We start from the raw sequence: 20,849 nt of genomic DNA, 5'->3' as shown, positions 1-20,849 counted from the left end.
ATCAGTAGTTTTTCTGACCGGCGGCCGCCGGCTCAGTCTTCGGGCGTCACGCCCAGCGCCACCAGAAAGCGCGCCACCATGTTGTAGGTGGCGATGGCGCTCGTCAGCTCGACCAGCTGCGTGGTGTCGAAGTGGCGTTTCAGCGCGGTGAACAGCGCGTCGTCCACCTTCACATCGCGCGTCATCTGCGCGGCATAGCGGATCACCAGTTGCTCGACCTCGCCCAGCGCGGGGTCGTCGGCCTGTTGCCGCGCATCGCCGGCGATGACGCGGTCCAGCGCGTCCAGCTGGGCCTGCGTGCCGCCCGCGGCCAGGAAGTCGGGCGCGTGGTGGTGGTATTCGTAGTGCGCGCCGGTCAGCAGCGCCACGGTGCAGATGGCCAGTTCACGCAGCCGGCGGCTGGTGGGCAATTCGGTGCGCACGGCCTTCAGGTAAGTGTTCCAGCCGCGGGCCAGCGGCTCGCTCCACAGCAGCGCCTTGTCCAGGTTGATCAGCTGGCCGCCGCGCCGCGCCAGGATGGCGTCAACCAGTTCGGCAGGCTGCGGCTTGGCGTCGGGGGTCCATTCAGGAATGCGCATGGCGGGGCTTTCACAATCGATGCATCGCGCCTGAGCATACGCGGATAATGGCGCCCATGCGTGGTCCCGCCTGCCTTGCCCAGCCCCGTCTGCCCGCGCAGACCGGCCCGTGCCGATGAGGGGGCGCAGCGCGCTTTGGCTGGGGCTGGCGGCGTTGATTGCCGTCGCCGCCGCGATTTTCTGGCGCCAGCGCGCCCCGGTGGTGGACGTGGTCGAGCCGCAGTTCGCCCCGCTGGTGCGCAGCCTGCAGTTTTCGGCGCGTGTCGCCACCACCTCGCGCGTCAACGTGGGCAGCACGGTGACCGGCCGCGTTGCCGCGGTGCAGGTGCGCGAAGGCGCCCGCGTGCGCCAGGGCGATGCGCTCATCCAGCTGGAAGCCGACGAACAGCTGACCGCGCTGGCGCAGGCCCGCGCCAGCGAGCAGCAGGCGCGCGCCCGACTGGCGGGTATCCGCGGCAGCGGCCACGCCGTGGCGCAGGCCCAGGTGGCGCAGGCGGCGGCCACGCTGCAGGCGGCCGAGCGCGAGCTGGCGCGCATGCAGCAACTGGTGGCGCAGGGTTTTGTCAGCGCGGCGCGGCTGGACGAAGCGCGCAAGGCGGTGCAGGTGGCACGCGCCCAGCAGGACGCCGCGCGTGCCCAGTTGCAGGCGCTGGGCGACGGCGGCGCCGATCTGGCGCAGGCGCAGGCGCAGCTGGCGCAGGCGCAGGCCGCGCAGCAGGCCGCCCAGGTGCGGCTGGCGCAGGCCACGGTGCGCGCGCCGGCCGACGGCCGGGTGCTGGTGCGCAGCGTGGAGCCGGGGCAGATCGTTCAGCCCGGCAGCGCGCTGCTGAGCCTGGCGCTGGACGGGCCGACGCTGCTGGTGGCGCAGGTGGACGAGCGCTTTCTCGACCAGCTGAAGACCGGCCAGAGCGCCCGGGTGGTGGCCGACGCGTTTCCCAACCAGCCTTTCGCAGCCCAGGTGCGCAGCATTGCGCCCAGCGTGGATGCGCAGCGTGGCGCCGTCGAAGTCAAGCTGCAGCCCGACCAGGCACCGCCCGACTTCCTGCGCGAGGACATGACGCTGTCGGTCGAGGTGCGCACCGGCCAGCGCGAGCGCGCCCTGGCGCTGCCCACGCGGGCGCTGCGCGACGGCGCCACCGTGTGGGTCGTCGACGGCGGGCGCATCCAGCCGCGCGCCGTGACGCTGGGCCTGCGCACGCTGGAGGCGGTGGAGATCACCGGCGGCGTCCAACAAGGTGAGCCGGTCGTGCTGCAGGGCGACGCCCAGCCCGGTCAGCGCGTGAAAGCGCGCGCGGTGCCGTGGCGGCCCGGCCGGCCGGGCGCGGCCGATCGCGCGGGCGACGCGGGTGCGGCGCTGACCAACGCCATGGGGCGCTGACCCCATGCGCAGGTCCTGACATGCTCGGCTTTGAATGGCAAGTGGCGCTGCGCTTTCTGCGCGAGGGGCGGGCGCAGACGGTGCTGATCATCATCGGCGTGGCGGCGGGCGTGGCGGTGATCGCCTACATCACCGCGCTCATCAATGGCCTGCAGGCCAGCACCGTGCAAAAAACCCTGGGCACGCAGGCGCACATCAGCCTGCGCGCGCCCGACGACGTGGTGACGCCGGCTTGGCCGCCCGAGGGCGACACGACGCAGCTGACGGACACGCAGGCGCGCGCGCAGCGGCTGCGCTCGGTGGCCAACTGGCAGGCGCTGCTGCCGCTGCTGGAGCGGCGCGCCGAGGTGGCGGCGGTGTCGCCCATGGTGTCGGGCAGCGGGCTGGCGCTGCGCGGCGAGGCGTCGCAGGCGATTGCCATGATGGGCGTGGAGCTGGACCGCTACGACCGCATCGTCGGCCTGCGCGACAAGGCGGTGAGCGGCCAGGCGCGGCTCGAGCCGGGCGATGCCATCCTCGGCACCGAACTGGCCAAGGACCTGGGCCTGCGCGTGGGCGACCGGCTGTCGGTCAACACCGGCAAGGTGTCGGACTCGATGCGCGTGACGGCGCTGGTCGACCTGGGCGTGAAGGATTTGAACCGCCGCACCGTCATCGTGCCGCTGCGCACGGCGCAGAGCCTGCTGGGCCTGCCCGGCGGCGCCACGGTGATCGAGCTGAAGGTGCGCGACGTGTGGCAGGCCGACGCCGTGGCGCGCGAGCTGCGCGCATCGCTGCCCTACAAGATCGAAAGCTGGCAGGAGACCAACGCGCAACTGGTGTCGGCGCTGCGCGCGCAGAGCATCAGCACGGGCGTGATCCGCGGCGTGGTCGCCATCGTGGTGGTGCTGGGCATTGCCAGCGTGCTGGTGGTGTCGGTGGTGCAGAAGCAGCGCGAAATCGGCATCCTGCGCGCCATGGGCGCCACGCGCGGGCAGGTGATGCGGGTGTTTCTGGTCGAAGGCGCGGTGGTCGGCGCGGCCGGCTCCACGCTGGGCGTGCTGCTGGCGATGGCGCTGATCTGGCTGTTTACCAAACTGGCGCGCGGCTCCGACGGACTGCCGCTGTTCAACCTGCACCTGCCGCTGGATGTGGCGGTGCAGACGGCGCTGCTGGCCGTGGTCTGCGGCGTGCTGGCGGCGGTGGCCCCGGCGCGGCGCGCGGCGCGGCTCGACCCGGCGCAGGCGATCCGCCTATGAGCACCGCCGGGCCCTTGATCGAACTGCGCGAGGTGCGCAAGCGCTACAACGTCGGCCTGCCGAGCGAAGTCGAAGTGCTGCACGGCATCGACTGGCAAGTGGCGCGCGGCGAATTCGTGGCGCTGATCGGTCCCTCGGGCTCGGGCAAGAGCACGCTGCTCAACATCGTCGGCCTGCTGGAGCGCCTGACCTCGGGCAGCTACCACCTGCTGGGCGAGCCGGTGCAGGACATGGATGACCAGGCGCTGACGCTGATGCGCCGGCGCGCGCTGGGCTTTGTGTTCCAGTTCCACCACCTGCTGCCGGCCTTCACCGCGCTGGAGAACGTGACCCTGCCCGCGCTGATGACCGACGGCCGCGTGAGTGCTGCCCAGCGCGAGCGCGCGCGCGAGCTGCTGGCGGCCGTGGGCCTGGCCGACGCCATGGGCAAGCGGCCCGGCGAGCTGTCGGGCGGCATGCAGCAGCGCGTGGCGATTGCGCGCGCGCTGGTGCAAAACCCGCCGCTGGTGCTGGCCGACGAGCCCACCGGCAACCTGGACACCGCCGCGTCCGACGCCGTGTTCGCGCTGCTGCGGCAGATTCACGACGAGCGCGGCACGGCCTTCGTCATCGTCACGCACGACCCGCGCCTGGCGCGGCGTTGCGACCGGCTGGTGGAGCTGGTCGATGGCCGCATCGACCGCGACGAACCCATTCGCGGCGAGGCCACGGCGCCGGGCGAGCCGCGATAATCACCGCATGCAGATCCGCTTCACCAAGATGCAGGGCGCCGGCAACGACTTCGTCGTGCTTGACGAGACGCGCGGGCGGCTGAACCTGAGCCCGGCGCAATACCGCTTTCTGGGCGACCGCCACTTTGGCGTGGGTGCCGACCAGATCCTGACGGTGCGGCCAGCGCCTTCGGCCGATGTGGACTTTGAATACGTCATCCACAACGGCGCCGACGGTGGCGAGGTCGAGCACTGCGGCAATGGCTCGCGCTGCTTCGTGCGTTATGTGCGCGAACGTGGCCTGACAGACAAGCACAGTGTGCGCGTGAAGGTGAAGAACGGCGTCCTCGAACTGACCGAGCAGCCCGACGGCCGCGTGCGCGTGGACATGGGCGCGCCGGTGTTCGACCTGGACCGCGTGCCCTTCGACGCCAGCGGCATGACGCCGGTGCCGTTGGGCGCCACGCCCGACCGCGTGTGGCAGTGGTGGCCGCTCGATCTGAAGCGAAATCCGGCCGTTGCGCTGACGGGTACTGCGCAGGATGCTATCGTCAATGTAGCAGTCCTGTCCATGGGCAACCCGCACGCGGTGCAGCTGGTGGGCGATGTCGACGCGGCGCCCGTGGCCAGCGTGGGGCCGCTCATCGAAAGCCACCCGGCGTTTCCGAACCGGGTCAACGCCGGGTTCATGCAGATCGTCGATCGCGGCCACGTGCGCCTGCGCGTGTACGAGCGTGGCGCGGGCGAAACGCTGGCCTGCGGCACCGGCGCCTGCGCGGCGGTGGTGGCGGGCATCCGGCTGGGCCTGTTGGACGAGCGTGTCGACGTGCAGGCGCGCGGCGGGCGGCTCACCATCGAATGGGCGGGCGGCGCGCGCGACCCGGTGTTCATGACCGGCCCCGCCGTGACCGTGTTCGAGGGCAGCATCGAACTGCCCGATTGACCTTCTGACCTATGCTCCAGCCATGAACGCAGCCATTCCGCCCATCACCGAAGAAGACATTGCGCAGTTCCTCATCCACACGCCCGATTTTTTCGAGCGGCATGCGGGCCTGCTGAGTGCGGTGCAACTCACCAGCCCGCACGGCGGCCGCGCGGTCAGCCTGCAGGAGCGGCAGGCCGAGATGCTGCGCGAGAAGATCAAGCTGCTGGAGCAGCGGCTGATGGAAATGATGCGCCACGGCAACGAGAACATGCTGATCGCCGACAAGCTGCTGCGCTGGTCGCGACAGATGTTTCTGGTGGCGCGCCCGGCCGACCTGCCGTCCGTGCTGGTGAGCGAGCTGCGCAGCCAGTTCAGCGTGCCGCAGGCGGCCATGAAGCTGTGGGATCTGGCCGAGGTCTACGCCGGCGAGCCGTTCGCCCAGGGCGCCAGCGACGACGTCAAGAGCCTGGCCCGCTCGCTGACCGCGCCCTACTGCGGCGTCAACGCGGGCTTCGACGCCGTGCAGTGGCTGGACGACCCCGAGGCCGCCGCGTCGGTGGCGTTGATTCCGCTCACCGCCGGCCCCGCCAGTGCCGCCTTCGGGCTGCTGGTGCTGGCCTCGCCCGACAGCCAGCGCTACCAGGCCGGCATGGCGACCGACTTTCTGGAGCGCATTGGCGAACTGGCCAGCGCGGCGCTTTCGCGCGTGAGGGACTGAACCCCCCTGTGCGGCTGACGCCGCTTCCCCCTTTTGCTGCGCAAGGGGGACAACGCCAGCGGGCGGGCCCAGCCCTTCCGCGGCGTTCACCGCTTGGCCTGCTCCGCGGCCTTTCGATTTGGGTGATGCGGCGCAGTCATGCCACCGCGCGGCGATGGCGCGGGTGTCGCTGCGCCGAAATTTTCAATGGTTTGAGCATCTGGCCGGCGTCAACAAGCCCGCTGATGCTATGATTTGAAGAGCATGAACGCGCCTGCAACGCCATCGCTGTCCGACGCCGACCAGGCGCTGATCGAGCGTTATCTGGAACACGCGCGCGTGCAGAAGCGTCTGGCCGGGCGCACGCTGACGCTGTACAGCCTGGACCTGCAAAAGCTCGCCGCGTTCGCCGCGCAGGCCGCGGTGGCACTGACGGCCGTGCAGAGCCACCACGTGCGCGGCTGGGTGGCGCGCATGCACGCGGGCGGGCGCAGCGGGCGCGGCATCGCGCTCATCCTGTCGGGCTGGCGCGGCTTCTACACCTGGCTGGGGCGCGAGGACCTCATCACCGCCAACCCGGTGCAGGACGTGCGCGCACCCCGGCAGGCGCGCCCCCTGCCCAAGGCGCTGGGCGTCGACGAGGCCGTGCAACTGGCCGAGCATGTGGCGGAAGACGATGACCCGCTGCTGGAAGCGCGCGACGCCGCGATGGTCGAACTGCTGTACGGCAGCGGCCTGCGCGTGGGCGAACTGGTGGGGCTGGACGTGACGCCGAGCGACGCGGCGCAGCGCGCCGGCCGCGGGTGGATCGACCTGCCTGCCGCCGAGGTGCAGGTGCAGGGCAAGGGCGGCAAGCGGCGCGTCGTGCCGCTGGGCCGGCAGGCCATCGAGGCGCTGCAGCGCTGGCTGGACGTGCGCCCCCAGGCGGCCATCGGCGGCCCGTCGGCGCAGGCCCTGTTCGTGGGCCGCCGCGGCACGCGCCTGACGGCGCAGTCGGTGTGGCAGCGGCTGAAGCGCCGCAGCCTGCTGGCCGGCATGGCGACGCCGGTGCACCCGCACATGCTGCGGCACAGCTTTGCCAGCCACGTGCTGCAGTCCAGCGGCGACCTGCGCGCGGTGCAGGAACTGCTGGGCCACGCCAGCATCGGCACCACGCAGGTCTATACGCGGCTCGACTTCCAGCACCTGGCCCGGGCCTACGACGCCGCACACCCCCGCGCCAAAAAGAAGTGATGGCCGGCGCCGACGTGCGCTGCGGGCGCGGGCTACACTGACCCTTTACCCCTTCACCGCGGCGCTGCCGCGCCACGCCATTTCGCCATGTCCCTGATTCCCGCCACCATCCTCACCGGCTTTCTCGGCTCGGGCAAGACCACGCTGCTCAAGCGCGTGCTGACCGAGGCCCACGGCCACAAGATTGCCGTGATCGAGAACGAGTTCGGCGAGGAAAACATCGACAACGAGATCCTGGTCAGCGACCGCGACGAGCAGATCATCCAGATGAGCAATGGCTGCATCTGCTGCAGCATCCGAGAGGACCTGCGCGCCACGCTGGCCGATCTGGCGGCTAAAAAGCGCAAGGGCGAACTCGACTTCGAGCGGGTGGTGATCGAGACCACGGGCGTGGCCGACCCCGGCCCGGTGGCGCAGACCTTCTTCATGGACGATGAGATCGCAGAGGCCTATCTGCTGGACGCCATCGTCACGCTGGTGGACGCCAAGCACGCCGCGCAGCAGCTCAACGACCGCGTCGAGGCGCAGCGTCAGGTGGGCTTTGCCGACCAGATCTTCATCAGCAAGGCCGACCTGGTCGACGCCGAGTCGCTGGATGCGCTGCAGCACCGCCTGAAGCACATGAACCCGCGCGCGCCGCAGCGCGTGGTGCATTTTGGCGAGGTGCCGATCCAGGAGGTGTTCGACCTGCGCGGCTTTAACCTGAACGCCAAGCTGGACATCGACCCGGATTTCCTGAAGGCCGACGACCACGATCATGAGCATGGCGACCACGGCCACCACGACCACGACCATCACGGCGACCACTGCGACCACCCGTCGCACCAGCACGCGCACGGCCACCACCATCATCATGACGATGATGTGAAGAGCTTCGTGTTTCGCGCCGATCGGGCGTTCGACCCCGCCAAGCTGGAAGACTTTCTGGGCGCCATCGTCAACATCTACGGCCCGCGCATGCTGCGCTACAAGGGCGTGCTGTGGATGAAGGGCACCGAGCGCAAGGTCATCTTCCAGGGCGTGCACCAGCTGATGGGCAGCGACCTCGGCCCCGAATGGAAGGCGGGCGAGGCGCGTGTCAGCAAGATGGTCTTCATCGGCATCGACCTGCCGCGCGACATCCTCACCCAGGGGCTGGAGCAATGCCTGGTGGCGTGACAAAGGGCGCCCGGACGCCCACGCACGCCGCGGCGCAGGCGCCAGAACAGGCTCGCGCAGACTAGGGGTAATCCCTGTGCGCGGGGGTGGCTACAATCGCCGCCTTTGAACAGACACCCCCGTGGGTGATCTGCCGCTCGCCCAAGAAGGTCTACAACAAGGGCGCTTATCGGATGAAAAGGACCATGCTTCATCCGCTGGCTATGCGGTCGGTGGCCGCGCCCGGCAAGGGCGCCGCAGCCGACAGGAGACAGTAGAGTGAAAACAGCGGCTGCCAAGAGCCCGGCCAAACCCAAGGCCACGCCCGCCAAGGCCCCTGCGGCCAAGACGGCGGCAAAGTCGGTCGCCAAGGTGCCCGCCACCCCCAAGGCCCCGGCGCCCGCGCCGGCCAAGGCCGCCGCGAAGTCGGGCGCGTCCGCGCGCCCGGCCACCCCGCGCAAGTCATCCGCTGGCGCGCCCGCCCCTCAGTCGGCCCTGCCGCCGATGCCCGCCCCCAAGAATTTGCCCATGCCCACTGTTGCAGCGCCGCCCGTGCCGTCCCCGGTCAAGAAAGACCCGAAACTGGCCAACAACTGGAAGACCAAGAGCATTGAAGAACTCAGCGATGCCGAGATCATCGCCATGCCCGACAGCGAGTACATGAACGACAAGCAGCTGGCGTTCTTCCGCATGAAGCTGGTTCAGCTGAAGGACGACATGCTGGCCAACGCCGACCAGACGGCGGAAAACCTGCGCGATGACACCGTGGTGGTGCCCGACCCGGCCGACCGCGCCACCATCGAGGAAGAACACGCCCTGGAGCTGCGCACGCGCGACCGCGAGCGCAAGCTGCTGAAGAAGATCGAGCAATCGATCGGCCGCATCGACGCCGGAGACTACGGCTATTGCGACGAGACCGGCGAGCCGATCGGCGTGCCGCGCCTGCTGGCCCGCCCGACGGCGACGCTGTCGCTCGAGGCACAGCAGCGGCGCGAGCTGAAACAGAAGATGTTCGGCGACTGACATGACACGCGCCGGGCGCCGCCTGTCGCTCGCCGACCACGGTAACCTTGGGGGCGCGCGCGGCGTGCAAGCCGCGGTGTGTTGGGTGCGTGGCCAAGGAGGCTGCCAGCCATGAGCAAGGACGTCCCACCAGCGCCGGGGGGCAGCGGCCTGCTGTCGAAGGTGGTCAAGTTCGTCAAGAGCCCCACCACGCACTGGGCTGACCTGGACAAGCCCGCGGCCGAGGACGGCGGGGGTGAATCGCGGCTGATGCTCAAGGAGATGATCGAGCGCAAGCGCCGCAACGACTTCGTGCGCAACCGCGAATTCGACATGCTGCGCAAGGCGCGGCGGCGCGAAGCCCAGCGCAGCGGCGCGCCCGAGGCGCCCGGCCCTTCGCTGTTTTCAAACAGCGAATTGACACTAGGTGGCGAGCGCGCCCACACCTTGAAGAAGATCGACGAGATCGAGGCGCAGATGTCCACCGCGTGGCTGAAGCGCCGCGGCGGCGGCACGCCGGCCGGTGACACCGTGCTGGCGACCGCACTGCACGAACTGGCGCCGCGGCAGCCGAACCACGTGACCGCCGAGCCGCAACTGGCCGAAGCGCCGCTGGACAAGACACAGCTGGACGAGCTGTTTGCCCAGTCCGAACCGATCGTCACCCCGCGCGCCTTGGCCCCCACGTTGTCGATGGACCAGGCGGTGTTGCCGCCGACGTCGTTGCCGGTGGTGGGCGACGGCGCGGACGTGCCCGGTGTTGCCGCTGGGCGGCCGAACCTGGCCTTCGGCGAGTCGGAGCCCAGCATGGAGGTGGCTTTCGCCGCCCGGCAGGACCATGAGCTCGAGGAGGCCGCCATCCGCTTCGCCAACGGCGATGCCGCAGGCGCCGAGGCGGCGCTGCGCGCGTTGGTGTCGGAGAGCGAAGGGCGCAGCGGTGACATGGACATCTGGCTGACGCTGTTCGATCTGTACCGCTGCATGGGCGACGCGAACCGGTTCGACGAGGCCGCGGGCGAGTTTGCGGCGCGTTTCGGTCGCTCGGCCCCGCAGTGGGCGCGAATCGGCGAATCCGTCTCCGTCATCCCGGCGCCCGCTGCGACTGCGGCGCCGGCCGCCGTGCGCACCGGGCCGTTCGACTGGGTGTGTCCGTCCACCCTGGGCGCCGCGTCGGTGGCGGCGCTGTCGGCTTCGCTGGAGCGGCATGGCTCGCCCTGGCGGATCGACTGGCGCCACCTGACGGTGATCGAGGCCGCGGCCTTGCCGTCGCTGGTCGCCCTGATCCAGCGCTGGGCCGACACCCCGGGGCGCTACGATTTTCTGGCGGTCGAGCGCCTGCTGGAAGCGCTGGCCGACAACGCGCGCGCAGAGGACCGCGCGAGCGACCCGCTGTGGTGGGAAGCCCGCATGGCGCTGCTGCGCGTGCTCGACCACATGGACGAGTTCGAACTGGTCGCGCTCAATTACTGCGTCACCTACGAAGTGTCACCGCCGGCCTGGGAAGCCCCGCGCAACCACTGGCACGCCCTGACCGAAGAGGTGCCGGCCGCGCACGCCACCAGCGAACCCGTGGCCGCTGCCCGGTTTGCGATCGTGCCTGCGTCGGACGCCTCGACCCCCGGCGTGTGCAAGGCGGTCCTTGCCGGCGAATATGTCGGCTCGGCCGACGCCGTGGTGCGCGAACTGGCGGCGCAGGACGGTGCGCAGGCCTTCGAGCTGAACTGCCGCCAGTTGACGCGGGTCGATTTCAGCGCGGCGGGTGACCTGCTCAACTGGTCGATGGACCAGCAGGCGCGTGGCCACCGCGTCACCTTCAAGCAGGTCAATCGCCTGGCGGCGGCGTTCTTCGGCGTCATCGGCATCAGCGACGCGGCCCGCGTGACCCTGCGCACCGACTGAAAACCCGCCGCGGCGCAACCGGGGCGGCCTTGAATTCCAGCGGTGGCAGCCCCATCTGCGCGCGATGGAACCCTTTCACGGCACCACCATCGTCAGCGTCCGGCGACGGACTCCCGAGGGCTGGCAGGTCGCCATTGGCGGCGACGGGCAAGTCACGTTGGGCAATATCGTCGTCAAGGGCAGCGCGCGCAAGGTGCGCAAGCTGTATCACGGCAGGGTGCTGGCCGGCTTTGCCGGCGCCACCGCCGACGCCTTCACGTTGTTCGAGCGCTTCGAGGCCAAGCTCGAAAAGCACCAGGGCCACCTGACACGCGCCGCCATCGAGCTGACCAAGGACTGGCGCACCGACCGCGTGCTGCGCCGGCTGGAGGCCATGCTGGCCGTGGCCGACAAGGAGGCCTCGCTCATCATCACCGGCAATGGCGACGTGCTGGAGCCCGAGCACGGCCTGGTCGCCATTGGCTCCGGCGGCGCCTACGCGCAGGCGGCAGCCAAGGCGCTGCTGGACCACACCGAACTGCCCGCCGACCAGGTGGTGAAGAAGGCGCTGGAGATCGCCGGCGAGCTGTGCATCTACACCAACATGCACCACACGGTCGAGACGCTTTGACCGGTTTGCCATCAAATTGATAGCTGCTCGCGCTTGCCAGACAAGCGCTGCAGGCCAATTTCACATAAATTTTTCGCCATGTCCGCCATGACCCCGCAGGAGATCGTCTCCGAACTCGACCGCCACATCGTCGGCCAGCAGGATGCCAAGCGCGCCGTTGCGATTGCCCTGCGCAACCGCTGGCGGCGCCAGCAGGTCGATGAAAAGCTGCGGCCCGAGATCACGCCCAAGAACATTCTCATGATCGGCCCCACCGGTGTCGGCAAGACCGAGATCGCGCGCCGCCTGGCGCGGCTGGCGGGCGCGCCCTTCATCAAGGTCGAGGCGACCAAGTTCACCGAGGTCGGCTACGTGGGCAAGGACGTCGATGCCATCATCCGCGACCTGGCGGAAATGGCCGTCAAGCAGCAGCGCGAGCAGGCCATGAAGGCGCACCGCACACGCGCCGAAGACCTGGCCGAAGACCGCATCCTCGATGTGCTGCTGCCGCCTGCGCGCAACGCCGACGGCAGCAACGCGCCCAGCAGCGACGGCGCCGCGCGCCAGGGCTTTCGCAAGAAGCTGCGCGAGGGCCAGCTCGACGACAAGGAGATCGAGATCGACCTGGCCCAGCCTGCGCCAACCATGGAGATCATGGGCCCGCCCGGCATGGAAGACATGGCCGAGCAACTGAAGGGCATGCTGGGCAACCTGAACGCCGGCCGCCGCAAGACGCGGCGCGTGAAGATCGGTGAAGCGATGAAGCTGCTGGTCGACGAAGAAGCCGGCAAGCTGGTGAACGAGGACGAGATCCGCACCGACGCGCTGCGCAACCTGGAGCAGAACGGCATCGTCTTCATCGACGAGATCGACAAGGTGGCCTCGCGCGGCGGCGAAGGCGGCGGCACCGCCGAGGTGTCGCGCCAGGGCGTGCAGCGCGACCTGCTGCCGCTGGTCGAAGGCACCACGGTGAACACCAAGTACGGCATGGTGCGCACCGACCACATCCTGTTCATCGCCTCGGGCGCCTTCCACCTGGCGCGGCCCAGCGACCTGATTCCCGAACTGCAGGGCCGCCTGCCGATCCGTGTCGAATTGGCGTCGCTCAGCGTGCAGGACTTCGAAGCCATCCTGACGCAAACCGACGCCAACCTGGTGCGCCAGTACCAGGCGCTGCTGGCGACCGAAGGGGTGACGCTGGACTTCGCGCCCGAAGGCATCTCGCGCCTGGCCGAGATCGCCTGCGCGGTCAACGAGTCGACCGAGAACATCGGCGCTCGCCGCCTGTCCACGGTGATGGAGCGGCTGCTGGACGACGTCAGCTACAACGCCGCGCGGCTCGAAGGCCAGACCGTCACCATCGACGCCGCCTACGTGGATGCGCGCCTGGCCGCGCTGAGCCGGGACGAGGATTTGTCCCGCTACATCCTCTGAGCCAAGGGCGGGCGGCGGCGTGCCCGCCATGGCCGGCTTGACGTGGGCGCTCGGCCGCGGTGCCTGCGTTTCACTGCCTTTTTGCGGCCTTGCGCAGAAGGGACAAGCGCAGGTAGCTATCAAATTGATATCATGCACGCGGCGCAGGCTTGAAACGCCTTGCACGACGTCGTGAGCACGTCCCTCATCCGAGTTATCCACAGCAATCGAAACCATCACTTTGAGTGTGTGCGCTAAGTTGCTCATTTCAAAGAGATTTCAGTGTGGATATCTGATGGAAAACCCAGCTAAGCTCTTGATTTCATTGAAATAATTTGTAGGACGTCGCTTGCACGACCTGCAATTCCTGCTACAGTGCAAAAAAGTGGAATTAAGTGGGGGAAAGTGCCATTCCCCGGTGATTCGGCACTCACAGCAGGGAGATTCGCGTGTTTCAAGGGGCGTCGTCGCTGAGTCTGGATGCAAAAGGGAGGCTTTCCGTGCCCACCCGGTATCGCGACGTGCTCGTGGCCACAGCTGGCGGCCAGCTGACCATCACCAAGCACCCGCACGGCTGCCTGATGGTGTTTCCGCGTCCCGAGTGGGAAAAATTCAGCGACCGCATCGCCCAGTTGCCGATGGAAGCGCAGTGGTGGAAGCGCATCTTCATGGGCAGTGCCATGGACGTGGACATGGACGGCACCGGCCGCGCGCTGGTGTCGCCCGAACTGCGCCAGGCGGCCGGGCTGACGCGCGACGTCATGCTGCTGGGCATGGGCCGCCACTTCGAGCTGTGGGACAAGGCGACCTACGAAGCCAAGGAAGCCGAAGCCATGCAGGCCGGCATGCCCGACGCGTTCCGCGACTTCGCTTTCTGAAGGCAGGGGGCGAGTGAGCGCATGGTCACACACCACGGTCCTGCTGAACGAGGCGGTCGACGCCTTGATCACGGACCCGCGAGGCCGCTACGTGGACGCCACGTTCGGCCGCGGCGGGCACGCGCGGCACATCCTGCAGCAGCTGGCGCCAGACGGGCAACTGCTGGCCTACGACAAGGACCCCGAGGCGCTGGCCGAGGCCGCGCGCATCGAGGACGTGCGTTTTTCCATTCGGCACCAGGGCTTTGCGGCGCTGGGCGAAGTGGCGGCGGGCAGCGTGAACGGTGTCCTGATGGATCTCGGGATCAGCTCGCCGCAGATCGACAACCCCGCGCGGGGTTTTTCTTTTCGTGCCGACGGGCCGCTGGACATGCGCATGGATCCCACGCGCGGTCAGAGCGCGGCCGACTGGCTGGCGGTGGCCGATCAACGGCAGATCGCGGAGGTGATTCGTGACTATGGCGAAGAACGGTTTGCTGGCCCCATTGCAAAGGCGATTGTGTCGCGCCGACAGGAACGGGGCCCTCTTGCAAGCACCCTTGAACTGGCCGAGCTCGTGGCTGGCGCGGTCAAAACCCGCGAGCCGGGCCAGAACCCTGCAACGCGCACATTTCAGGCTGTTCGGATTTTCGTCAACGCCGAGCTTGAAGAGCTCGAACAGGCGCTGAAGGCCAGTCTGCATGTGCTGCAACCCGGAGGCCGGCTCGTGGTGATCAGCTTCCATTCGCTGGAAGACCGCATCGTCAAGCAGTTCATCGCCCGCCATTCGAAGGCGGTGGTGGACCGCCGCGCGCCGTTTGCCGAGCCGGCGCCCACGCTGCTGCGTGCGCTGGGCCGCGTGCGCGCCAGCGAGGCCGAAGTGGCCGCCAACCCGCGCGCCCGCAGCGCCGTGATGCGCGTGGCCGAGCGCACGGAGGCGCCGGCATGACGCGCCTGTCCATCGTGCTGCTGGCCGCCGTCATGGTGTCCGCGCTGTACCTGGTGCGCGTGCAATACGACTCGCGCCGCCTGTTCACCGAGCTCGACCGCGCCACCGCCGAAGCGCGCCGCCTGGAAATCGAGCGTGGCCGGCTGGAAGTGGAAAAGCGCGCCGAAGCCACCTCGCTGCGCGTCGAGAAGCTGGCCAAGGACAAGCTGGCCATGCGCACGGTGACGCCGGCCGTCACCGAATACGTGACCTCGGCTGCGGCAATTTCGGCCGCGCCGAAGGCGGGCGCGTCGGCCACCGCGGGGGCGCGGCCGTGAGGGACATCCGCTACACCTCCAGCCCGCTGCTGGCGTCCAAGACGCCGGTGTGGCGCAGCAAGTTCATCGTGGCGATGCTGGCGCTGGCCTTCATCGTGCTGATTGGCCGCGCGGCGTATGTGCAGGTGTTCGGCAACGCGTTCTTCCAGCGCCAGGGCGAAGTGCGCTTTGCCCGCACGCTGGAAATGCCCGCCAGCCGCGGCCGCATCTTCGACCGCAACGGCCTGCTGCTGGCGTCCAGCGTGGTGGCGCCCAGCATCTGGGCGATTCCCGAAGACGTCGAGCGCAATCCGGCCAAGCTGCAGCAGCTGGCCAAGCTGCTGGGCATGCCGGTGGCCGAGCTGAACAAGAAGCTGGGCGACGAGGACAAGACCTTCGTCTGGCTCAAGCGGCAGGTGGACGAATCGGTGGCCAAGCAGATCGCCGAGCTGAAGATCCCCGGCATCTACCAGCGCAAGGAATACAAGCGCAAGTACCCCGAAGGCGAAGCCGCCGCGCACGTGGTGGGCTTTGCCAACGTCGAAAACCGCGGCCAGGAAGGCGCCGAGCTGTCGTTCGAAAAGCAGCTGTCCGGCCGCGCTGGTTCGCGCCGCGTCATCAAGGACCGCCTGGGCCGCGTGGTCGAGGCGGTGGGCGATGAGGTGCCGCCCGTCGACGGCCAGGACGTGCAGCTGTCCATCGATTCCAAGGTGCAGTTCTTCGCCTACCAGAAGCTGCGCGACGCCGTGACCGAGCACAAGGCCAAGTCCGGCAGTGTGGTCGTGCTGGACGCGCAGACCGGCGAGGTCTTGGCGCTGGCCAACTACCCCAGCTATTCGCCCGACAACCGCAGCAAGCTGACCGGCGCGCAGCTGCGCAACATCGCGCTCACCGACACCTTCGAGCCCGGCTCGACCATGAAGCCGATCACCGTCGCGATGGCGCTGGAAGCCGGCAAGGTGACACCGCAGACGGCGATTGCCACCGCGCCCGGCAGCTACCAGCTGGACAAGTTCACCATCCGCGACACGCACAACTACGGCACGCTGACGGTGGAAGGCGTGGTGCAGAAGTCCAGCAACGTCGGCTCGCTCAAGATCGCGCAGCGGCTGTCGGCGCAGCAGATGTGGGAAACCTATGCGTCGCTGGGCTATGGCCGCAAGCCGGACCTGGCCTTCCCCGGCGCCGCGGTGGGCCGCGTGCGCCACTGGAAGAACTGGCGCCCGGTGGAGCAGGCGACCATGTCCTATGGCTATGGCCTGTCGGCCTCGCTGTTCCAGATGGCGCATTCGTACACCGCCTTCTCGCACGACGGCCGCGTGATCCCGGCCACGCTGGTCAAGGCGCCCGAGGGCACGGTGGTCGAAGGCGTGCGGGTGTTTTCCGACAAGAACGCACGCGCCGTGCGCAAGATGCTCGAAATGGCCGCCGGCCCCGGCGGCACCGGCCAGCGCGCGCAGACCGTGGGCTATTCGGTCGGCGGCAAGTCCGGCACCGCGCGCAAGCAGCAGGGCAAGGGCTACGCCAGCAACAAGTACCGCGCCTGGTTCACCGGCATGGCGCCCATCGAGCAGCCACGCATCATCGTCGCCGTCATGGTGGACGAGCCGAGCAACGGCACCTATTACGGCGGCACCGTGGCGGCACCGGTGTTCAGCGAAGTGGTGCAGCAGACGCTGCGCATCATGGGCGTGCAGCCCGACATGGCCGTCAAGCCAGCCATCGTGGCCGAGCAGGTGGAGGAGTCGTTTTGACCCCCCCTGATTCGCTTCGCGCCTTCCCCCCGGGGGGACAACGCCAGTGGCCGGGCCAAGCCCGTTCCACGGCGTTCCCGCATGGCCTGCTCCGTGGCCTGTGGAGTGCATACATGCTGACGTCGGTGCACACCCCGCAGGACGCCGCACGCTGGTTGCGCGAGCGCGTCACCGGCACGCTGCATACCGACAGCCGCCGCGTCGCGCCGGGTGACGGCTTCATCGCCTGGCCGGGTGCGGCGACCGATGGCCGCCGCTTCGTCGGCGCCGCGCTGGCCCAGGGTGCCAGTGCCTGCCTGGTCGAGCAGGAGGGCGCGCAGGCCTTCGGCTTCGACCAGCCCACGGTGGCGGCCTACGCTGGTCTGAAAGCGGGAACCGGGCGGGTGGCCGACGCCTATTACGAATCGCCGTCGCGCGCGCTCAACGTGGTGGCCATCACGGGCACCAACGGCAAGACGTCCACGGCCTGGTGGCTGGCCTGGGCGCTATCCAAAAAAGAGCTGTCGGCGCTTGCTCCCTGCGGGCTGGTGGGCACTCTGGGTGTGGGCTTGCCGCCCGCGCTGGACAGCACCGGCATGACCACGCCCGACCCGGTGCTGCTGCAGCGCTGCTTCCGCGACTTGGTCAAAGCTGGCGTGCGCTCCTGCGCCATCGAGGCATCGTCCATCGGCATTGCCGAGCGCCGGCTCGACGGCACGGCGATCCGCGTCGCCGTGTTCACCAATTTCACCCAGGACCATCTGGACTACCACGGCAGCATGGACGCGTACTGGGTCGCCAAGGCCGAGCTGTTCGACTGGCCCGGCCTGCAGGCGGCCGTGGTCAACGTCGACGATCCGCGCGGCGCGTGGCTGGTCGACCAGGCCTGCGCGCGCGGGCTGGATGTGTGGACTGTGTCGCGCCGGCAGTCGGCGCGCCTGCAGGCGGTCGACATCGGCTACGGCGACGGCGGCCTGCACTGGACGGTGCGCGAAGGCGGCACCGCCATTCCGCTGCAGACCGCGCTGGTGGGCGACTACAACATCGACAACCTGATGGCGGTGCTGGGCGCGCTGCGCGCGCTGGGCGTGCCGCTGGCCGACGCCGTGGCGGCGTGCATCGACCTGCCCGCTGTGCCGGGTCGCATGGAGCGCATCGACGTGCCCGGCGCGCCGCTGGCCGTGGTGGACTACGCCCACACGCCCGACGCGGTCGAGAAAGCCTTGCACGCCCTGCGCCCGCTGGCGGCACAGCGTGGCGGACGCCTGTGGTGCGTGCTGGGCTGCGGCGGCAACCGCGACGCCGGCAAGCGCCCGCTGATGGCCGCCGCCGCCGAAAGCGGTGCCGACCGCGTGGTGCTGACCAGCGACAACCCGCGCGACGAAGCGCCCGACGCCATCGTCGACGCCATGCGCGGCGGCCTGCGCCGGCCGCAGGACGTGCTGATCGAACTGGACCGGGCCGCCGCCATTGCACGCAGCATGGCCGATGCCCGCGCGGCGGATGTGGTGCTGATCGCCGGCAAGGGACACGAGGACTATCAGGAAGTGCGCGGCCAGCGCCTGCCGTTTTCGGACCCCGACGTGGCGCGGCAGGCCTTGCAGCAAAGAACCGGGGAGGCCTGCGCGTGAGCGACATGAATCTGCAGCTGGGTGACGTGGCGCGTTGGCTGGACGGTGCGCGGCTGGTGGGCGACGGCGCCGTGCGCTGCGCGCGCGTGCACAGCGACACGCGCAGCCTGCGCCCGGGCGACCTGTTCGTCGCGCTGAAGGGCGAGCGCTTCGACGCCGCCGCGTTTCTGCCCGAAGCGGCCGCGCAGGGCGCCGTCGCCGGGCTGTGCGACGAAGCCGCCGCCGCCCCGCTGGCGGCATCGGGCCTGCCCGGTGTGCTGGTGCCCGACGCCAAGCGGGCGCTGGGCGAGCTGGCCCACCACTGGCGCCAGCGCTACGCCGGGCCGCTGATCGCCGTGACCGGCAGCAACGGCAAGACCACCGTGACGCAGATGATCGCGTCCATCCTGCACGCCTGGCAGGGCGACGCGGCGCTGGCCACGCAGGGCAACTTCAACAACGACATCGGCCTGCCGCTGACGCTGCTGCGCCTGCGGCCCGAGCATCGCGTGGCGGTGGTCGAACTGGGCATGAACCACCCCGGCGAGATCGCGCAGCTGGCCGCCATCGCCGCGCCCACGGTGGCGCTGGTCAACAACGCGCAGCGCGAGCACCAGGAATTCATGGCCAGCGTCGAAGCCGTGGCGCGCGAAAACGGCGCCGTGCTGTCGGCGCTGCCGGCCGACGGCGTGGCCGTGCTGCCCGCGGGCGATGCCTACGCGCCGGTCTGGATGGCGCTGGCCGGTGAGCGCCGCGTCGTCACCTTCGGCGCGCCCGAGCAGGGTGCAGACGTCGCCGAGGCACGCGCCGATTGGCGCCTGAATCACTGGTCTGCGCTGACCCATACTGCGCAAGGCGCTATCGAATTTGAACTGCACGCGGCCGGCCGGCACAACGTGCGCAACGCGCTGGCCGCGGCGGCCTGTGCGCTGGCCGCGGGCGCGCCGGCGTCGGTGGTCGCGCAGGGGCTGAGCGCCTTCCGCCCGGTCAAGGGCCGTTCGCGCACGCTGGTGCTCAAGCACCGGGGCCGCGCCATCACGCTGATCGACGACACCTACAACGCCAATCCCGATTCGGTGCGCGCGCTCATCGACGTGCTGGCCGAGCTGCCCGGCCCGCGCCTGCTGGTGCTGGGCGACATGGGCGAGGTGGGCGACCAGGGGCCGGCGTTCCATGCCGAAGTCGGCGCCTACGCGCGCGAGCGCGGCGTGCAGCGCCTGCTGGCGCACGGCGCGCAGGCCATCCACGCCGCCATGGCGTTTGGCGGCGGCCGGCATTTCGACGACATGGCATCGCTGGTCGATGCCGTGCGCACCCATCTGCCGCAGTGCGCGGCCATTGCCGTGAAAGGATCGCGCTTCATGCGCATGGAACAGGTGGTGGACGCGCTCACCACAACCGAACAGCCCGCGCCGGAGGGACATCATGCTCCTTAGCCTGGCCACGTGGCTGCAGACGCTGTCGCCGGAATTCGGCTTCTTCCGCGTCTTCCAGTACATCACCTTCCGCGCCGTGATGGCGGCCATGACGGCGCTGGTCATCGGCATTGCCTTCGGGCCGTGGGTGATCCGCAAGCTGACCGAGCTGAAGATCGGCCAGCCGGTGCGCGGCTATGCGATGGAAACGCACCTCAGCAAAAGCGGCACGCCCACCATGGGCGGCGTGCTGATCCTGCTGTCGATCGCCATCTCGACGCTGCTGTGGTTCGACTGGTCCAACCGCTTCGTCTGGATCGTGATGATCGTCACCTTTGGCTTCGGTGCCATCGGCTGGGCGGACGACTGGCGCAAGGTGGTCAACAAGGACCCGGAAGGCATGCGCTCGCGCGAGAAGTACTTCTGGCAATCGGTCATCGGCCTGGTCGCCGCGCTCTACCTGGTGTTCAGCATCTCCGAAAGCTCCAACGCCAAGGTGTGGGAACTGTTCGTCAACTGGGTGTCCTCGGGCTTCACCATCGACCTGCCGCCCGCCGCGGGCCTGCTGGTGCCGTTCTTCAAGGAAATCTCGTACCCGCTGGGCGTGATCGGCTTCGTGATCCTCAGCTACCTGGTCATCGTGGGCGCCAGCAACGCCGTCAACCTGACCGACGGGCTGGACGGCCTGGCCATCATGCCGGTCATCATGGTCGGTTCGGCGCTGGGCATCTTTGCCTATGTCACGGGCAGCTCGGTGTATTCGAAGTACCTGCTGTTCCCGCACATCCCGGGCACGGGCGAACTGTTGATCTTCTGCGCCGCCATGGCGGGCGCGGGGCTGGCGTTCTTGTGGTTCAACGCCCATCCGGCGCAGGTGTTCATGGGCGACGTGGGCGCGCTGGCGCTGGGCGGCGCTCTCGGAACCATAGCGGTCATCGTGCGCCAGGAAATCGTGCTGGCCATCATGGGCGGCATCTTCGTGGTCGAGGCGCTGTCGGTCATGCTGCAGGTGACGTGGTTCAAGTACACCAAGCGCCGCTACGGCCAAGGCCGCCGCCTGCTCAAGATGGCGCCGCTGCACCACCATTTCGAAAAGAACGGCTGGGCGGAGACCCAAGTCGTGGTGCGTTTCTGGATCATCACCATGCTGCTGTGCCTGGTGGGTCTGTCTTCACTCAAGCTGAGGTGAC

General features: G+C 69.2%; 19 protein-coding genes. 18 read left to right on the top strand and 1 reads right to left on the bottom strand.

Translation table 11 applies throughout. The annotated features are described in order from the left end of the window. Positions 1-32: 32 nt before the first annotated feature. Positions 33-578 carry a carboxymuconolactone decarboxylase family protein gene (locus tag R0D99_RS14825; protein ID WP_317748927.1) on the bottom strand — a complete coding sequence of 182 codons (546 nt, stop codon included), beginning with the start codon at positions 576-578 and terminating at the stop codon, positions 33-35. A 115-nt stretch (positions 579-693) separates the two neighbouring features. On the opposite strand from R0D99_RS14825, the gene R0D99_RS14820 reads away from it, so the two are divergent. The 18 genes from R0D99_RS14820 (at position 694) to mraY (ending at position 20,848) form a co-directional block, all read left to right on the top strand. Then, positions 694-1,956, top strand: coding sequence for an efflux RND transporter periplasmic adaptor subunit (locus R0D99_RS14820; protein WP_317748926.1), 1,263 nt, complete (start codon positions 694-696; stop codon positions 1,954-1,956). A gap of 20 nt (positions 1,957-1,976) precedes the next feature. Continuing rightward, positions 1,977-3,194, top strand: coding sequence for an ABC transporter permease (locus R0D99_RS14815; RefSeq protein WP_317748925.1), 1,218 nt, complete (start codon positions 1,977-1,979; stop codon positions 3,192-3,194). Further along, on the top strand, positions 3,191-3,925 hold the full coding sequence (locus R0D99_RS14810) for an ABC transporter ATP-binding protein (protein ID WP_317748924.1): 735 nt from the start codon (positions 3,191-3,193) through the stop codon (positions 3,923-3,925). The genes R0D99_RS14815 and R0D99_RS14810 overlap by 4 nt, the downstream gene beginning before the upstream one ends. A gap of 7 nt (positions 3,926-3,932) precedes the next feature. Next, on the top strand, positions 3,933-4,847 hold the full coding sequence (gene dapF / locus R0D99_RS14805; RefSeq protein WP_317748923.1) for a diaminopimelate epimerase: 915 nt from the start codon (positions 3,933-3,935) through the stop codon (positions 4,845-4,847). A 22-nt stretch (positions 4,848-4,869) separates the two neighbouring features. Next, on the top strand, positions 4,870-5,547 hold the full coding sequence (locus R0D99_RS14800; protein ID WP_317748922.1) for a DUF484 family protein: 678 nt from the start codon (positions 4,870-4,872) through the stop codon (positions 5,545-5,547). Positions 5,548-5,790: 243 nt separating this feature from the next. After that, on the top strand, positions 5,791-6,759 hold the full coding sequence (locus R0D99_RS14795; protein ID WP_317748921.1) for a tyrosine recombinase XerC: 969 nt from the start codon (positions 5,791-5,793) through the stop codon (positions 6,757-6,759). 87 nt (positions 6,760-6,846) lie between these two features. Further along, positions 6,847-7,917: a GTP-binding protein gene (locus tag R0D99_RS14790; RefSeq protein ID WP_317748920.1), complete on the top strand. Its 1,071-nt coding sequence runs from the start codon at positions 6,847-6,849 to the stop codon at positions 7,915-7,917. A gap of 258 nt (positions 7,918-8,175) precedes the next feature. After that, positions 8,176-8,919: an RNA polymerase-binding protein DksA gene (dksA, locus tag R0D99_RS14785; protein ID WP_317748919.1), complete on the top strand. Its 744-nt coding sequence runs from the start codon at positions 8,176-8,178 to the stop codon at positions 8,917-8,919. A gap of 111 nt (positions 8,920-9,030) precedes the next feature. Next, complete coding sequence (locus R0D99_RS14780) at positions 9,031-10,797, top strand: STAS domain-containing protein (RefSeq protein WP_317748918.1); 1,767 nt, start codon at positions 9,031-9,033, stop codon at positions 10,795-10,797. 64 nt (positions 10,798-10,861) lie between these two features. Beyond that, positions 10,862-11,407: an ATP-dependent protease subunit HslV gene (gene hslV / locus R0D99_RS14775; RefSeq protein WP_317748917.1), complete on the top strand. Its 546-nt coding sequence runs from the start codon at positions 10,862-10,864 to the stop codon at positions 11,405-11,407. A gap of 78 nt (positions 11,408-11,485) precedes the next feature. Then, positions 11,486-12,820 carry an ATP-dependent protease ATPase subunit HslU gene (gene hslU, locus R0D99_RS14770; protein WP_317748916.1) on the top strand — a complete coding sequence of 445 codons (1,335 nt, stop codon included), beginning with the start codon at positions 11,486-11,488 and terminating at the stop codon, positions 12,818-12,820. 428 nt (positions 12,821-13,248) lie between these two features. Next, a complete protein-coding gene (mraZ, locus tag R0D99_RS14765) occupies positions 13,249-13,677 on the top strand; it encodes a division/cell wall cluster transcriptional repressor MraZ (RefSeq protein WP_317748915.1) in 429 nt (142 codons plus the stop codon). A 13-nt stretch (positions 13,678-13,690) separates the two neighbouring features. Beyond that, the gene (gene rsmH / locus R0D99_RS14760) at positions 13,691-14,605 is read left to right on the top strand and encodes a 16S rRNA (cytosine(1402)-N(4))-methyltransferase RsmH (protein ID WP_317748914.1); all 915 of its coding nucleotides are present in this window, start codon (positions 13,691-13,693) and stop codon (positions 14,603-14,605) included. After that, positions 14,602-14,922, top strand: a complete 321-nt coding sequence (gene ftsL / locus R0D99_RS14755; RefSeq protein WP_317748913.1) for a cell division protein FtsL — start codon at positions 14,602-14,604, stop codon at positions 14,920-14,922. The genes rsmH and ftsL overlap by 4 nt, the downstream gene beginning before the upstream one ends. Beyond that, positions 14,919-16,655: a penicillin-binding protein 2 gene (locus R0D99_RS14750; RefSeq protein WP_317748912.1), complete on the top strand. Its 1,737-nt coding sequence runs from the start codon at positions 14,919-14,921 to the stop codon at positions 16,653-16,655. The genes ftsL and R0D99_RS14750 overlap by 4 nt, the downstream gene beginning before the upstream one ends. A 113-nt stretch (positions 16,656-16,768) precedes the next feature. Then, on the top strand, positions 16,769-18,265 hold the full coding sequence (locus R0D99_RS14745; protein ID WP_317748911.1) for a UDP-N-acetylmuramoyl-L-alanyl-D-glutamate--2,6-diaminopimelate ligase: 1,497 nt from the start codon (positions 16,769-16,771) through the stop codon (positions 18,263-18,265). 5 nt (positions 18,266-18,270) lie between these two features. Beyond that, complete coding sequence (locus R0D99_RS14740) at positions 18,271-19,680, top strand: UDP-N-acetylmuramoyl-tripeptide--D-alanyl-D-alanine ligase (protein ID WP_317751131.1); 1,410 nt, start codon at positions 18,271-18,273, stop codon at positions 19,678-19,680. Continuing rightward, positions 19,670-20,848 (top strand): phospho-N-acetylmuramoyl-pentapeptide-transferase, encoded by a 1,179-nt coding sequence (gene mraY / locus R0D99_RS14735; protein ID WP_317748910.1) that lies wholly within the window; start codon positions 19,670-19,672, stop codon positions 20,846-20,848. Before R0D99_RS14740 ends, mraY begins: the two co-directional genes overlap by 11 nt. Position 20,849 lies beyond the last annotated feature (1 nt).

It is taken from the genome of Ottowia sp. SB7-C50 (assembly GCF_033110285.1).
In the GTDB taxonomy this organism is placed as follows: domain Bacteria; phylum Pseudomonadota; class Gammaproteobacteria; order Burkholderiales; family Burkholderiaceae_C; genus Ottowia.
The sequence above is the reverse complement of the archived record's forward strand: the minus strand, read 5'-3'. Positions and strand labels throughout refer to the sequence as shown.

Excerpts from the sequence above, each read along its gene's own strand:
- R0D99_RS14825 (WP_317748927.1), bottom strand. The coding sequence starts at position 578 with ATGCGCATTCCTGAATGGACCCCCGACGCCAAGCCGCAGCCTGCCGAA.
- R0D99_RS14820 (WP_317748926.1), top strand. The coding sequence starts at position 694 with ATGAGGGGGCGCAGCGCGCTTTGGCTGGGGCTGGCGGCGTTGATTGCC.
- R0D99_RS14815 (WP_317748925.1), top strand. The coding sequence starts at position 1,977 with ATGCTCGGCTTTGAATGGCAAGTGGCGCTGCGCTTTCTGCGCGAGGGG.
- R0D99_RS14810 (WP_317748924.1), top strand. The coding sequence starts at position 3,191 with ATGAGCACCGCCGGGCCCTTGATCGAACTGCGCGAGGTGCGCAAGCGC.
- dapF (WP_317748923.1), top strand. The coding sequence starts at position 3,933 with ATGCAGATCCGCTTCACCAAGATGCAGGGCGCCGGCAACGACTTCGTC.
- R0D99_RS14800 (WP_317748922.1), top strand. The coding sequence starts at position 4,870 with ATGAACGCAGCCATTCCGCCCATCACCGAAGAAGACATTGCGCAGTTC.
- R0D99_RS14795 (WP_317748921.1), top strand. The coding sequence starts at position 5,791 with ATGAACGCGCCTGCAACGCCATCGCTGTCCGACGCCGACCAGGCGCTG.
- R0D99_RS14790 (WP_317748920.1), top strand. The coding sequence starts at position 6,847 with ATGTCCCTGATTCCCGCCACCATCCTCACCGGCTTTCTCGGCTCGGGC.
- R0D99_RS14780 (WP_317748918.1), top strand. The coding sequence starts at position 9,031 with ATGAGCAAGGACGTCCCACCAGCGCCGGGGGGCAGCGGCCTGCTGTCG.
- hslV (WP_317748917.1), top strand. The coding sequence starts at position 10,862 with ATGGAACCCTTTCACGGCACCACCATCGTCAGCGTCCGGCGACGGACT.
- hslU (WP_317748916.1), top strand. The coding sequence starts at position 11,486 with ATGTCCGCCATGACCCCGCAGGAGATCGTCTCCGAACTCGACCGCCAC.
- ftsL (WP_317748913.1), top strand. The coding sequence starts at position 14,602 with ATGACGCGCCTGTCCATCGTGCTGCTGGCCGCCGTCATGGTGTCCGCG.
- R0D99_RS14745 (WP_317748911.1), top strand. The coding sequence starts at position 16,769 with ATGCTGACGTCGGTGCACACCCCGCAGGACGCCGCACGCTGGTTGCGC.
- R0D99_RS14740 (WP_317751131.1), top strand. The coding sequence starts at position 18,271 with ATGAATCTGCAGCTGGGTGACGTGGCGCGTTGGCTGGACGGTGCGCGG.
- mraY (WP_317748910.1), top strand. The coding sequence starts at position 19,670 with ATGCTCCTTAGCCTGGCCACGTGGCTGCAGACGCTGTCGCCGGAATTC.